This is a genomic window from Klebsiella sp. LTGPAF-6F, assembly GCF_001753185.1.
In the GTDB taxonomy this organism is placed as follows: Bacteria; Pseudomonadota; Gammaproteobacteria; order Enterobacterales; family Enterobacteriaceae; genus Klebsiella; species Klebsiella michiganensis.
On sequence record NZ_CP017451.1, the window covers coordinates 323,880 to 338,455 of the forward strand.

The following is a 14,576-nucleotide window of genomic DNA, read 5'->3' on the forward strand; positions in this document are numbered from 1 at the left end:
GACTCGCTGATTAAAATTTCGCGGATCTGGGCCGATTTTTTTCCCGCAAACACATCGAATCAGCCTATTTAGGCTATTTTTTCCACCATTTCTGGCGTTATTTCCGGTTTTTACTGAGATCTCTCCCACTGACGTATCATTTGGTCCACCCGAAACAGGTTGGCCAGGGTGAATAACATCGCCAGTTGGTTATCGTTTTTCAGCAGCCCCTTGTATCTGGCTTTCACGAAGCCGAACTGCCGCTTGATGATGCGAAACGGGTGCTCCACCTTGGCACGGATGCTGGCTTTCATGTATTCGATGTTGATGGCCGTTTTGTTCTTGCGCGGATGCTGCTTCAAGGTTTTTACCCTGCCGGGACGCCCGGCGATCAGCCAGTCCACATCCACCTCGGCCAGCTCCTCGCGCTGTGGCGCTCCTTGGTAGCCGGCATCGGCTGAGACAAATTGCTCCTCTCCATGAAGCAGATTACCCAGCTGATTGAGGTCATGCTCGTTGGCCGCGGTGGTGACCAGGCTGTGGGTCAGGCCACTCTTGGCATCGACACCAATGTGGGCCTTCATGCCAAAGTGCCACTGATTGCCTTTCTTGGTCTGATGCATCTCCGGATCGCGTTGCTGCTCTTTGTTCTTGGTCGAGCTGGGTGCCTCAATGATGGTGGCATCGACCAAGGTGCCTTGAGTCATCATGACGCCTGCTTCGGCCAGCCAGCGATTGATGGTCTTGAACAATTGGCGGGCCAGTTGATGCTGCTCCAGCAGGTGGCGGAAATTCATGATGGTGGTGCGGTCCGGCAGGGCGCTATCCAGGGATAATCGGGCAAACAGGCGCATGGAGGCGATTTCGTACAGGGCATCTTCCATGGCACCGTCGCTCAGGTTGTACCAATGCTGCATGCAGTGAATACGCAGCATGGTCTCCAGCGGATAGGGCCGTCGGCCATTGCCCGCCTTGGGATAAAACGGCTCGATGACAGCGGTCATATTCTGCCATGGCAGAATCTGCTCCATGCGGGAGAGGAAAATCTCTTTTCGGGTCTGACGGCGCTTAGTGCTGAATTCACTATCGGCGAAGGTGAGTTGATGGCTCATGATGTCCCTCTGGGATGCGCTCCGGATGAATATGATGATCTCATATCAGGAACTTGTTCGCACCTTCCCTAATCCGTATATCGAAGAGACGGAAGCGACGACTATCACATCCTGACGTTCAATCAATGCCTTGGTCGTAGATAACCGTAACCTTTCAAGATGATCGTTGATAGCGGAATCTTTCGGGATAAAGCGGTCACTTCCGGGGATATAGACTTCTGGCTGAAAAAAGTCGTAGTAAGAAACGAAGTATTCGACAGCATTTTCTGGGAAAAACTGCTTCATCTCCAGATAAAGCTGTGCGGTTAACGTCTTGTTAGGAGCCAGTATTAATGTAGGGCGCTGCAAACGGTGTATCACATTCGCCATGGTGAAGGTTTTACCCGAACCGGTTATCCCCTGAAGTGTCTGATGTGTCGCTCCTGCTTCGACTCCCGCTATCAGTCTGGCTATTGCTTCGGGCTGATCTCCTGACGGGATATAGCCTGAATGTAAAATGAATTTTCCTGTGGACATTATGATCTCTCCTGGTTGGAACGCCCCGGACAGCGTTAACACTACTACACTATAGTTTATGACAACCCGACGTAAGGCATTTATGCCTGACTGAAGAAAAGTTATTTGTTCTGTACCAATAAGTTGGCGTTCTGTTCACTTCTATTGTGTACCGTTAAAGTACGAATGTGCCTGATACAACTCTGTCATCTGTCTGGATTTGTACATCGTGGGGTCAACATTTTTTCTTGCATAGTATAGGGGGGTATACTATAGTCTCTTCAATCCTGATTAACAGGGACAATCAATGCCACATTCTCCAGAAGAAAAGAAACAGGCGCTTGTCCGGGTACGACGTATCAAAGGTCAGATTGCAGCGCTGGAACAGGCGATTGAAAACGAAGCGGAATGTTCTTCATTGTTGCAGCAACTGGCTTCGGTACGAGGAGCCGTTAAAGGCCTGATGACTGTTGTTCTGGAAAGCTATCTCAGGGAAGAATTTCCCGATACGAACAAAAGAAGGGGGTCGCAGACGAAATCTATCAACGACGCTATTTCCATTGTTCGCTCATATCTCCGTTAACTCTGCCAGGCAGACGTCTGATGGGGTCAGTAAAAACAGTAATAAAAGGATATGACATATGAAATCACGTGCAGCTGTAGCATTTGCTCCTGGTAAGCCCCTCGAGATCGTTGAAATTGATGTGGAGCCGCCTCGTAAGGGTGAAGTACTGGTAAAAATCACCCATACCGGCGTCTGCCACACTGATGCATTTACCTTGTCCGGTGATGATCCGGAAGGTGTGTTCCCGGCAGTACTGGGTCATGAAGGTGCGGGTGTTGTTGTGGAAGTCGGCGAAGGGGTCACCAGTGTGAAACCTGGCGATCATGTTATTCCGCTTTACACGGCAGAATGCGGCGAGTGTCTGTTCTGTAAATCCGGAAAAACTAACCTGTGTGTCTCTGTTCGCGCCACCCAGGGTAAAGGACTTATGCCTGATGGCACGACCCGTTTCTCTTACAAGGGCCAGCCTCTTTTCCACTATATGGGCTGCTCTACATTCAGTGAGTATACCGTCGTCGCAGAAGTGTCTTTAGCCAAAATTAATCCACAGGCGAATCATGAACATGTCTGTCTGCTGGGTTGTGGCGTAACGACAGGTATCGGTGCGGTTCACAACACTGCGAAAGTACAACCAGGTGACACGGTTGCTATTTTTGGCCTGGGTGGTATTGGCCTTGCAGCGGTACAGGGCGCGCGTCAGGCAAAAGCGGGTCGTATCTTTGCCATCGATACCAATCCGGAGAAATTTGACCTGGCCCGTTCATTTGGTGCAACTGACTGCATTAACCCGAAAGACTACGACAAACCTATCCAGGACGTTCTCATTGAACTGACAGGCTGGGGTGTCGACCATACGTTTGAATGTATCGGTAACGTAAACGTAATGCGTTCTGCACTTGAAGCGGCACACCGTGGCTGGGGTCAGTCCGTCGTTATCGGTGTTGCGGGTGCAGGTAAAGAAATCTCCACTCGTCCATTCCAGCTGGTCACCGGCCGTGTATGGAAGGGTTCTGCCTTTGGTGGTGTTAAAGGTCGTACCCAGCTGCCGGGCATGGTTGAAGATGCGATGAAAGGCGAAATCGATCTCGCACCATTCGTGACTCATACCATGGGCCTTGAAGAGATTAATGACGCCTTCGACCTGATGCATGAAGGCAAATCTATTCGTACAGTGATCCACTACTGATTCAGGTTTCACTGGCGATCTTTCAATATTAGTTTTAAAGGAAACAATCCATGTCCAATCCAGTTATTTCAGGCAATGGCATCTTCTCTCACGTCTTTATCGGTGCTGTAGATGTTCAAAAGTCGGCTGAGTTTTATGACGCCACTTTAGGTGCACTCGGTATCAACAACCTTGGTCCTTTTGGTAATGGCTGGGTGTTGTTTGGCCGTGACAAGCCGGCTTTCATCATTGCCCGTCCTGGCAATGGTGAAGCGCCATCCAGCAATGGTGTGACAATTGGCTTTGCTGCCGCCACGCCTGCTGAAGTTGACGCTTTCCATGCCGCAGGCCTGGCTGCTGGCGGGACTGATGAAGGCCAACCGGGTCCTCGTGGTCATCTGCCAGGTGCTTATGCTGCCTACCTGCGTGATCCGGCTGGTAACAAGATCTGCTCCTATACCTTCATCTGATCGTAGGGTGCATCCGACACAAATGTTGTACGGTTTGCCGATCAGGCGAACGGTATGAGTTGTGCCAGCGTATGAAGATCAACCCGCAGACGTTTACGTCTGCGGGTATCTTTCTCGAAGCGTAATGTGACTGGCCGTCAGAAAAAGAGAGAGTCTTATGAAAGAGTCAGCATTATCTGCTATCCGTTCTGAGATGCAATCACCCGAAACCGTGTACGGGATGCCGGCTCATAAAGACAGAACGGCCGCTGTCAATGAAGTACATGCGCGTCCGCACCTGCTTATCACATCACCACAGACCCTGCTGCAGTTTGCTTTCATGACTAAAGGCGACCAGTCAGGTGACCAGCGGGTCATGGTTGAGCTGTCAGATCGTCTTGGTTTAACACCATCAGAAAATTCAGCACCCCTGCACGGTATCACGTGGCGGGAAGGCGCTTTGTATTGTGAAAAACACGGTGAGTTTTCCACCTACTTATGGAGTACCACATGCGATCCGCGTGACGGACAGTTAAGGGGAGAGAACCCCTTCCGGCATGGTTTCACGCCACCGGGTTCGGTTATCTGTGGTACCCGTCTGGATATTCTGCCATGGACTGCAGAATCTGAGGCTGCAGTAACGAATTTAGATCCTGTCAGCAGGTGCTATTCAGTAACAGAAAATGGCCGTGCCGCAATTATCTCTGATTTTCGCCAGGATAAAGACGGGCTGACACGCATTCTGATACTTGAACGGGACCTGACAGAGGCACAGCTGGGTGCACTGGTTCAGCGGCTGCTTGAGATTGAAAATTATCGCACGCTTGCTTTGCTTTCTTTACCACTTACAAGAACCATGGCCTCTGAACTGAGGCGAGTGGAAAACCGACTGGCTGAAATTACAGAAGAAATGCGCACCGGAGAGCATCGTAAAAATGAACAGTTGCTCTCTGCGTTGACCAATCTTGCCGCAGAACTTGAAGCCGGCGCTGCAGCGAATCTGTACCGGTTTGGCGCAAGCCAGGCCTACTATGAAATTGTTGAGGAAAGGCTGAATACGCTCTCCGAAACGCCGGTTCCAGGCTACTACACCTGGTCTGATTTTTTGCAACGGCGCATTGCCCCAGCCATGCGAACCTGCCGTTCTGTGAAAGAACGACAGGCGAAGCTGTCTGACAAACTCATGCGGGCTATTTCGTTACTTCGCTCCTGGATAGATGTTGAACTGGAACATCAGAACCGTGACCTGCTGGCTTCGATGAATAACCGGGCCAGACAACAGCTACATCTGCAGCAAACCGTTGAAGGATTGTCTGTTGCCGCCATTTCATATTATGTGGTGAGTCTGATTTCGTATCTGGTGAAAGGGGTTCCCGGGATCCACGATGTCATGCCACCTGAGCTGGCGGTTGCCATTCTCGTGCCCTTCATTGTGCTCGCGATTTGGTGGGTGGTGCGAAGAATAAGAAACTCGCACACCGACCCTGAACATAACGAAAACCGCTCTGACTGAGTTGTTACGTTGTTGCTGAATTGTCCTGTCGTTATACGGAGAAAATTATGGAACGTCTTGAACATCATGCCAGCTTTGATGGGTGGCAGGAAGTTTATCAGCATGAGTCTGGCACGCTTGGCTGCACGATGAAATTTGGTGTTTATACTCCACCCCAGGCGCTTAACGGTAATGTACCGGTACTCTACTGGCTTTCCGGTCTGACCTGTACGGAACAGAATTTTATTACCAAATCGAGCGTTCAGCGTTATGCCGCAGAGCATGGGATCATGATTGTGGCACCAGACACCAGTCCGCGTGGCACCGATATTCCTGATGATCCTGACTACGCTCTCGGTCAGGGGGCCGGATTCTATGTTAATGCAACCCAGGAGCCCTGGGCGACACATTACAAAATGTATGACTATGTGGTAAACGAGCTCCCGTCCCTGATTGAAGAATGGTTCCCGGCGTCTGATAAAAGAAGTATCAGTGGACATTCGATGGGCGGACATGGCGCCCTGATGATTGCGCTCAGAAACCCGGGCCGCTATCAGAGTGTATCCGCATTCTCACCGATCGTCGCACCTTCTCAGGTGCCCTGGGGAGAAAATGCATTGTCTGCTTATCTGGGTGATGATCGGGAATACTGGAAGCAGTACGACACGGTTGAGTTGATCCGTAAAGCGCAGGAAAGGCTACCTCTGCTTGTAGACCAAGGACTGAATGATGAGTTTCTGAAGACTCAGCTTCAGCCGGAGAGACTGAAGAGCGTTTGTGAGGACACCGGTCATCCGTTGACGCTTAACCTGCGTCCGGGACACGATCACAGCTATTACTTTATCTCCAGCTACATTGGCGACCACATTGCACATCATGCAGCAGCACTGACGCGCTAAATTCAGGAATTATGGTTATGGTACATTTCTGCGATCAAAAACATCATGTTGTCGTGATAGGGGCTGGGTTCGGTGGACTCTCCGTTGTCAGAGAACTGGAAGAGCCGGGCGTTTCGATCACAATCATTGACCGGAGTAACCACCATCTGTTTCAGCCTTTACTTTATCAGGTCGCTGGCGCATCACTGCCATCAGCAGAAATTGCCTGGCCCGTTCGCTCTCTGTTTCGTCATCGTGAGGATGTACGTACCCTGATGGCCGAGGTCCAGGATGTGGATACCGATTCACGGGAGGTTCTGCTGAAAGATGGTTCCCGAATTGATTATGACACGCTTGTCGTTGCCACTGGGGCCACGCACGCTTATTTCGGTCATGATGAGTGGGAACAGTTTGCGCCGGGACTGAAGAACCTGGATGATGCCACGACCCTGCGCGCACGGATCCTTTCCGCTTTTGAACAAGCTGAGAATACCACTGATCCCGCGTTACGGGCTGCCTACCAGACATTCGTCATTGTCGGGGGGGGACCGACAGGCGTTGAGCTGTCCGGGACCATTGCCGAACTGGCAAGGAAAACGCTGAAAAATGATTTCCGTTCTATTGATCCGACAGAGACCAGAATTATTCTGGTTGAAGCCGGACAACGATTGCTCACTGCCTTCCCGGAGTCATTATCGGAATATACCCGTCAGTCCCTGGAGAAACTGGGAGTGGAAGTCAGTTTTGGCCAACCGGTAACGGAATGCTCTGCCGAAGGCGTAGTATATGGTGGGCAACCTCTTCCTGCCAAAACGATCATCTGGGCAGCAGGCGTCACTGCTTCTCCGGCTGCACGCTGGCTCAAGACGGAAGCTGATCGGGCTGGTCGGGTTATCGTGGGAGCTGATCTCACGCTCCCGTTACACCCTGAAATATTTGTAATAGGTGATACCGCGGCCGTGACCGGAGAGGACGGCAGGATGATCCCGGGCATTGCTCCGGCCGCAAAACAGGAAGGACAGTATGTGGCTAAACTGATCCAGTCCCGTTTAAAGGATGAAAAACCTGTCCTGAAACCTTTCCGGTACCGGCATCAGGGGAACCTGGCGACCATCGGTCGCGGACTGGCTGTGGTTGATATGGGACGGTTAAAACTCCGGGGAGCCATGGCGTGGTGGTTCTGGAAAATTATCCACCTGTATTTTTTGATCGGAACCAGAAACCGGTTGAGTGTCGCTATCAGCTGGATCTGGAACCACAGTATCGGATACAGGGGAGCCCGCATTATCACGGGAGGTAAATCACCTGATCCGGATAAGAGTGCGGTCCATTCCCGCTCAGAAGAGTGATACCTGAACCTTACTGATGCCGCTGAAACATCAGCGGCATTCCTTATTTAATCACCGGCGCCGGCGCAGGCAATCCGCTTACTGCTGCATAAATCCCTTTTGTCATTATTCCTTCTTAACTAATGGTTCGGCACATCGGTTAACGCCATTCAACGTAACCAGCGTCAGAAGTAAAGTTGATTTACGTATTACAGGATTAAACTATGTCAAAGAAACTTTTTGGTGCCCCCCCAACCCTGACAGACGCCAGTAATTCTGTTGTGGTACGTGGTGCCAGGGAGCACAACCTTAAAGAGGTGGATGTCTCTGTTCCGCGTGATGCACTTGTTGTCTTTTCGGGGGTCTCTGGTTCCGGTAAGTCTTCACTGGCTTTTGGAACCATTTATGCTGAGGCGCAACGACGCTACTTTGAATCGGTTGCCCCGTATGCGCGGCGCCTCATTGATCAAGCCGGTGTTCCGGATGTGGATGCCATTGATGGACTCCCCCCTGCAGTTGCCCTTCAACAACAGCGAGGAACCAGCAATGCACGCTCTTCTGTCGGCAGTGTGACCACCTTATCGAGCCTGGTGCGCATGATGTATTCCCGGGCGGGAGCCTATCCGGCAGAACAACCTATGCTCTATGCTGAGGATTTTTCTCCTAACACGCCTCAGGGAGCATGTCCATCCTGCCATGGTCTCGGACATATCTATGATGTGACAGAAGCACTGATGGTACCTGATCCGTCACTCAGTATCCGGGACAGAGCCATTGCCTCCTGGCCACCTGCCTGGCACGGACAAAATCTTCGCGACATTCTGGTGACACTGGGCTATGACGTCGATATCCCCTGGAAAGAGTTATCTGAAGAAGAGCGACACTGGATCCTGTTTACTGAAGATACCCCGACGGTGCCGGTCTACCCCGGACTCAGCCCGGAAGACACACGTGTCGCAGTCAGGGAAAAAATGACTCCGGGTTATATGGGGACGTTTACAGGGGCGCGACGTTATGTTCTGCATACCTTTGCACACACCCAAAGTGCACTGATGAGGAAACGCGTCTCCAGTTTTATGGAAGGTAAACTGTGTCCTGTCTGCCACGGAAAAAGGCTTAAACCGGAATCATTGTCAGTCACTTTTGCTGGAGTGGACATCGGTGAGTTTATGCAGATGCCTTTAGACCAGCTGGCTGAGTTGCTTCTTCCTATCTCCCGGGGGGATTTCAGTACGCATCATGCCGGGGCTGATACTGACAGGGATATCACCCGCCGGGACCGGACAGAACGCGCAGGTTCCGGCAGAGCAGTCCATTCTGTAACGCCGGATGTCCGCCGGACCTCAGCATTATCGACAGAGAAACGACTGGCTGCTCAACGACTGACCAGAGGTGTTATGGACCGGCTGTATCAGTTGCAGAAACTGGGACTTGGTTATCTGACATTAGACAGAACAACGCCAACACTCTCCGCAGGGGAACTCCAGCGATTGCGTCTTGCCACTCAGCTTAGCTCCATGTTGTTTGGGGTCGTCTATGTTCTCGATGAACCATCAGCAGGCCTGCACCCTGCAGACAGCCATGCACTTTACGATGCTCTGGAGAACCTGCGGGATGCCGGAAACTCAGTGTTTGTCGTTGAGCATGATCTTGACCTGATGCGACGGGCGCAATGGCTGGTTGATGTGGGACCCGCTGCAGGAGAACAGGGCGGTCATATTCTCTACAGTGGTGTACCTGAAGGTCTGAAAGCTATTGCTGAATCCAGAACGGCGCGGTATTTGTTTGATGAAATCAGGCCACCACAATCATACGCCCGACAGCCAGCAGGATGGTTAAAATTACAGGATATTCACCGTCACAACCTGAAGGGACTGGACGCCTGTATTCCTCTGGGGGTACTGACCGCTGTTACAGGTATTTCGGGTTCCGGAAAGTCTAGTCTGATTGCTCAGGCCTTACCTGAGCTGGTGCTTTCCTCGCTTGGCCATGAACCAGAAGACGTGTTATCCGAGGGCAGTGATGCTGAGGGACCAACCGTTACTGAGAAAACTTACGGTACGCTGACAGGCGACACCGGACTGATCAAACGTCTGGTGCAGGTTGACCAGAAACCGATAGGCCGGACACCGCGTTCTAACCTGGCGACATATACCGGACTGTTTGACCATATTCGTAAGCTCTTTGCCGGAACACCTGCTGCTAAAAACTATCATTATGATGCCGGACAGTTTTCTTTCAATGTGGCAAAAGGTCGCTGTGAAACCTGTGAGGGTGAAGGGTTCGTCAGCGTTGAACTCTTGTTTATGCCCAGTGTGTATGCCCCTTGTCCGACATGTCATGGCGCACGCTATAACCCGGATACGCTCAGGGTTCGCTGGAAGGAGCGAAACATTGCGGAAGTCTTGCAGATGACAGTGGATGAAGCCTGCAGCTTCTTTGCTGATGTAGAACCCGTGGCGCGACCTCTGCGCCTGCTGGGCGAAATCGGTCTGGGATATCTGCGTCTGGGTCAACCAGCCACTGAGTTATCCGGAGGAGAAGCTCAACGGATAAAGCTGGCAACCGAACTGCAACGTAGCCAACGTGGCCATACGCTGTATGTTCTGGATGAACCGACCACCGGACTCCATGCGTCAGACGCCGACCGTCTGCTTGTGCAGTTGCAGCGTCTTGTTGAGACAGGGAATACCGTAGTTGTGATTGAACACGATATGCGTGCAGTCGTGCAGGCTGACTGGGTTATGGACATTGGTCCCGGAGCAGGTCATGAGGGAGGCAACCTGGTTGCAGAAGGTACACCCGCCCAGGTATCACAGGTTTGTGAAAGCCGCACGGCACCGTTTATTGCCCGGGAGTTGTCACGGAACTGGTAAAAGGACAGTGTCGTCATAGCGTGAATGACGACACTGTCACGCTACTGGTATATCCCCTGAACATTTTACCTGTCATTGTAACTACCTGAAAAAATACGTGATAAGAAACCTGTTGTACCAGGGCACAGCAAAAACACCAAATCTTATCCAGTGTTAAACATCACTGTTATGCAGGTGGTAAGGAGAACCTGATGAAACTATTTACGATTGGTTTCACACAATCTTCGGCGGAGGATTTTTTTACGCGTCTGAAGGAATCCGGAGCAAGACGTATTCTGGATGTGCGTCTCAATAATCGCTCTCAGCTGGCAGGTTTTGCAAAACAGGACGATCTGAAGTTCTTTGCCCGTACTCTGTGTGATATCGATTACGCACATATGCCAGATCTTGCCCCGACGCGGGAAATGTTTGAGCGATACAAATTACAGAAAGGAGACTGGGATATATATTCTTCGGATTTCATCGATCTGATTACAAAAAGACATATCGAAACGCTCGAAAAGAGTCAGTTTGCTGATGCTTGCTTATTGTGTAGCGAACATAAACGGCACTGTTGCAAATAGTCGGTGGTGATAAACTTATCATCCCCTTTTGCTGATGGAGCTGCACATGAACCCATTCAAAGGCCGGCATTTTCAGCGTGACATCATTCTGTGGGCCGTACGCTGGTACTGCAAATACGGCATCAGTTACCGTGAGCTGCAGGAGATGCTGGCTGAACGCGGAGTGAATGTCGATCACTCCACGATTTACCGCTGGGTTCAGCGTTATGCGCCTGAAATGGAAAAACGGCTGCGCTGGTACTGGCGTAACCCTTCCGATCTTTGCCCGTGGCACATGGATGAAACCTACGTGAAGGTCAATGGCCGCTGGGCGTATCTGTACCGGGCCGTCGACAGCCGGGGCCGCACTGTCGATTTTTATCTCTCCTCCCGTCGTAACAGCAAAGCTGCATACCGGTTTCTGGGTAAAATCCTCAACAACGTGAAGAAGTGGCAGATCCCGCGATTCATCAACACGGATAAAGCGCCCGCCTATGGTCGCGCGCTTGCTCTGCTCAAACGCGAAGGCCGGTGCCCGTCTGACGTTGAACACCGACAGATTAAGTACCGGAACAACGTGATTGAATGCGATCATGGCAAACTGAAACGGATAATCGGCGCCACGCTGGGATTTAAATCCATGAAGACGGCTTACGGCACCATCAAAGGTATTGAGGTGATGCGTGCACTACGCAAAGGCCAGGCCTCAGCATTTTATTATGGTGATCCCCTGGGCGAAATGCGCCTGGTAAGCAGAGTTTTTGAAATGTAAGGCCTTTGAATAAGACAAAAGGCTGCCTCATCGCTAACTTTGCAACAGTGCCACATAAACCACATCATTGCCACAGACGGCTGGTTGCTGAGTACCTGGCAGATAAATGGCCTGATGTCACTATCATGCATTTATAGTGGCTGGGTTGTGTCTGTACGCCCGAACACCAGAACACAGCTCCCACAGACTATGACGGTACCAGACGATGTTCGGACAAAAGGAAGAGGATTTAGCCTGCTAAAGCAATATGCGCTAACAGGAAGTGGCTTGATATCGAAAATCAGTGTTTGCGACGCGCTTTTTTTGACCATGCTTTTGGGCTAATATCACACCCTTCAGCCTGTATTTTGCCAATAATATAACCAGTTGTTTTATTTTATAAATAAAGCTTATCGGTATGTGCTCTGTTATGTTTGTATACTACATGGGAGGTATACATTCATTGATCGGATAATGCATACTCCGATGCAGTATATCAACTTAAAGATAGTGAGGTAAGAAATGCCCAGTACTCCGGAAGAGAAAAAAAAGGTACTGACACGGGTTCGCCGCATCAGAGGGCAGATTGATGCTCTGGAAAGAGCACTTGAAAATGGTGCTGAATGCCGCGCCATTCTCCAGCAAATTGCTGCCGTTCGTGGCGCATCTAACGGATTGATGGCTGAGGTTCTGGAGAGTCACATACGAGAAACCTTTGACCAGAATGACAACTATAGCCATGAAGTCAGTAAATCAGTTGACGATACGATTGAACTGGTTCGCGCCTATCTTAAATAGCAACTGACCGGTAAACCCGGTCACTGCTGGATGTCATTATGAACACCAACCGAACGGCATAGCCAGTCCACAGATACTACTCATTCCCTGACTATGTCCCAGGAGTCCAGTGTCGTTCAGCCAAAACAAATTTCTGCTTTGTATACCACTACGACAAATGCTGTCATCAGTTCAGGTGCGATAATTTCGTTATCATGCGCAGTACATACTGCCCTGAGTTTTCTGATCCAGTAATCATTCTCGGCACCAGTGTTCCAGGTGCCGCCTCACCCTACAGATATCTGTAATTGTAAACCGTCGCAAGACCGGTCCAGGCGATAGGGCAGAATCGCCCACTGTTCGGAAAACCAGTACTAACTGACAGTTCTGGTACTGGAGACTGGCCACAGCACTGTATAGGCCCATTCTGTACGGCGTTGTCACCTGACCTGTCTGAAGATATTTCCCGCACGCAACAGGTTACTACTCAGAAGTGATAACCCAAGTCCTCATCAAACATCAAAAAATATTTTCAGATAAAAATCAAGTGTTTATCTTTTTTTAATCCTTATCAACAGTATTGGTATTGCCAGTTACTATACTGCCGTATAGTATATGAAGCAGATGATGTACACACAGAAACAACAAGGCTATCAAGATTTAAAATGCCCTCTCTAATATTTAAACTGACGAAAGGATATTAACTATGAGTAATGTATTTTATATGCCGCCTGTAACCCTAATGGGACTTAATGCTATTCGTCTTTTAGGGGATGAACTTGTTTCAAGGGAGTTAAAAAAAGCGCTGATCGTCACTGACCGTGTTTTGGCTGACACGGGACTGGTTAACAAACTGACAGATGAGCTTGAGGCGCATAAAATTAGTTATGCAATATTTGATGGTGTTCAACCTAATCCAACAGAGAAAAATATTGATGACGGTTTAGCCTTGCTTGCAAAAAGTAATGCTGATTTTGTCATTTCCTTTGGTGGGGGGTCTTCTCACGATACAGCTAAAGGTATTGCATTGGTGGCCACTAATGGTGGGCATATTCGGGATTACTCGAAAGGTGTGCATCTGTCCAAAAAACCACAATTACCATTAGTTACTGTAAATACGACAGCGGGTACGGCATCGGAAATGACCGTATTTGCAATCGTCACTAACCAGGAAGATGAAACTAAATACCCGGTAGTGGATAAGCACTTTACGCCTATCATTGCGGTTAACGATTCTGAACTTATGGTCGCAATGCCTGCGTTCCTTACGGCAACTACAGGTATGGATGCCTTAACTCATGCAATTGAAGCGTATGTATCAACAGCAGCTACGCCTGTTACTGATGCTTGTGCTATCAAAGCAATTGAAATTATTGTTAATAATCTTAAAGACGTTGTAGATGATGGCCAAAACCGCGAAGCACGTGATGCCATGCAATATGGTGAATATCTGGCTGGAATGGCATTTTCAAACGCGTCTCTTGGTTATGTCCATTCAATGGCTCACCAGTTAGGTGGCGTTTATAATCTGTCTCACGGTTTGTGTAATGCGATCCTGCTGGGTGAAGTATCCCGATTTAATGCGAAAAAGGTTCCCGATCGTTTTGTTGAAATCGCCCGGGCAATGGGGATTGATGTCTCAACAATGACTCAGGAGCAGGCCATTAATTCTGCTATCGAAGCAATTGAGATGTTGTCGCAAAAAGTCGGTACGAATCAACGCCTGGCTGATCTTGGTGTAACGGAGGATAAACTTGCATTTATGGCACAAAATGCACTAAATGATGCTTGTTCTTTAACCAATCCTCGTCAGGCAAGCCTTTCGGAGATTATTGAGCTCTACAAAGCTCGTATGTAAGCATTCTCCTTTTTACACCGTTATCTGAATTATATCTGAAGGAAAGTTGTACAAGTTCATGGTCAGAAATTTAAATCACTTCTGACCAGAGAAATTGACCATAAACATGTCTTTTTGATACTAAGAAAATCGGGTTACCAGAGGTAACCCGATTTAAACGTTAGTGAGTTTTCATCCCAGCGGCTGTCATTAGCAATTTGAATATTGTGGCAACGACCCCCAACGCCATTACACTGACAGCCCAGATAATCACCAGCCACATCAATTTTTTCCAGAATGGACGAGGTGTTTCATCAACGGTTTTCATTT

13 protein-coding genes and 1 pseudogene are annotated in these 14,576 nt (G+C 49.6%); 11 read left to right on the forward strand and 3 right to left on the reverse strand.

The features are described 5' to 3' along the window. Nucleotides 1–110 precede the first annotated feature (110 nt). Both BJF97_RS30500 and BJF97_RS30505 read right to left on the reverse strand, forming a co-directional pair. The gene (locus BJF97_RS30500; protein WP_070082752.1) at nucleotides 111–1,091 is read right to left on the reverse strand and encodes an IS5-like element ISKpn26 family transposase; all 981 of its coding nucleotides are present in this window, start codon (nucleotides 1,089–1,091) and stop codon (nucleotides 111–113) included. Between the two features lie 66 nt (nucleotides 1,092–1,157). Then, a pseudogene (locus BJF97_RS30505) lies at nucleotides 1,158–1,607 on the reverse strand (DEAD/DEAH box helicase family protein); the annotation flags it as partial. Nucleotides 1,608–1,893: 286 nt separating this feature from the next. Here BJF97_RS30505 and frmR (BJF97_RS30510) point away from each other — a divergent pair. From frmR (BJF97_RS30510) to BJF97_RS30560, 11 genes are all read left to right on the forward strand, one after another. Continuing rightward, the gene (gene frmR / locus BJF97_RS30510) at nucleotides 1,894–2,169 is read left to right on the forward strand and encodes a formaldehyde-responsive transcriptional repressor FrmR (RefSeq protein ID WP_001120775.1); all 276 of its coding nucleotides are present in this window, start codon (nucleotides 1,894–1,896) and stop codon (nucleotides 2,167–2,169) included. Nucleotides 2,170–2,227: 58 nt separating this feature from the next. Beyond that, nucleotides 2,228–3,337, forward strand: a complete 1,110-nt coding sequence (locus tag BJF97_RS30515) for an S-(hydroxymethyl)glutathione dehydrogenase/class III alcohol dehydrogenase (RefSeq protein WP_000842119.1) — start codon at nucleotides 2,228–2,230, stop codon at nucleotides 3,335–3,337. Between the two features lie 50 nt (nucleotides 3,338–3,387). Then, nucleotides 3,388–3,786, forward strand: coding sequence for a VOC family protein (locus BJF97_RS30520; RefSeq protein WP_000070400.1), 399 nt, complete (start codon nucleotides 3,388–3,390; stop codon nucleotides 3,784–3,786). 157 nt (nucleotides 3,787–3,943) lie between these two features. Continuing rightward, complete coding sequence (locus BJF97_RS30525; protein WP_000664785.1) at nucleotides 3,944–5,278, forward strand: DUF3422 family protein; 1,335 nt, start codon at nucleotides 3,944–3,946, stop codon at nucleotides 5,276–5,278. 47 nt (nucleotides 5,279–5,325) lie between these two features. Continuing rightward, complete coding sequence (gene fghA, locus BJF97_RS30530) at nucleotides 5,326–6,156, forward strand: S-formylglutathione hydrolase (RefSeq protein WP_000440264.1); 831 nt, start codon at nucleotides 5,326–5,328, stop codon at nucleotides 6,154–6,156. A gap of 17 nt (nucleotides 6,157–6,173) precedes the next feature. Continuing rightward, the gene (locus BJF97_RS30535; RefSeq protein ID WP_000233327.1) at nucleotides 6,174–7,484 is read left to right on the forward strand and encodes an NAD(P)/FAD-dependent oxidoreductase; all 1,311 of its coding nucleotides are present in this window, start codon (nucleotides 6,174–6,176) and stop codon (nucleotides 7,482–7,484) included. 203 nt (nucleotides 7,485–7,687) lie between these two features. Continuing rightward, nucleotides 7,688–10,339, forward strand: a complete 2,652-nt coding sequence (locus BJF97_RS30540) for an excinuclease ABC subunit UvrA (protein WP_000038427.1) — start codon at nucleotides 7,688–7,690, stop codon at nucleotides 10,337–10,339. A gap of 191 nt (nucleotides 10,340–10,530) precedes the next feature. After that, the gene (locus BJF97_RS30545; protein WP_070083089.1) at nucleotides 10,531–10,902 is read left to right on the forward strand and encodes a DUF488 domain-containing protein; all 372 of its coding nucleotides are present in this window, start codon (nucleotides 10,531–10,533) and stop codon (nucleotides 10,900–10,902) included. A 46-nt stretch (nucleotides 10,903–10,948) separates the two neighbouring features. Next, nucleotides 10,949–11,653: an IS6-like element IS26 family transposase gene (locus BJF97_RS30550; RefSeq protein ID WP_059331711.1), complete on the forward strand. Its 705-nt coding sequence runs from the start codon at nucleotides 10,949–10,951 to the stop codon at nucleotides 11,651–11,653. Nucleotides 11,654–12,154: 501 nt separating this feature from the next. Further along, on the forward strand, nucleotides 12,155–12,430 hold the full coding sequence (gene frmR / locus BJF97_RS30555; RefSeq protein WP_001141269.1) for a formaldehyde-responsive transcriptional repressor FrmR: 276 nt from the start codon (nucleotides 12,155–12,157) through the stop codon (nucleotides 12,428–12,430). A gap of 685 nt (nucleotides 12,431–13,115) precedes the next feature. Next, nucleotides 13,116–14,267 (forward strand): iron-containing alcohol dehydrogenase, encoded by a 1,152-nt coding sequence (locus BJF97_RS30560; protein ID WP_007372360.1) that lies wholly within the window; start codon nucleotides 13,116–13,118, stop codon nucleotides 14,265–14,267. 160 nt (nucleotides 14,268–14,427) lie between these two features. On the opposite strand, the gene BJF97_RS30565 is transcribed toward BJF97_RS30560, so the two are convergent. Then, nucleotides 14,428–14,574, reverse strand: a complete 147-nt coding sequence (locus BJF97_RS30565; RefSeq protein WP_000859348.1) for a DUF2474 domain-containing protein — start codon at nucleotides 14,572–14,574, stop codon at nucleotides 14,428–14,430. Nucleotides 14,575–14,576 lie beyond the last annotated feature (2 nt).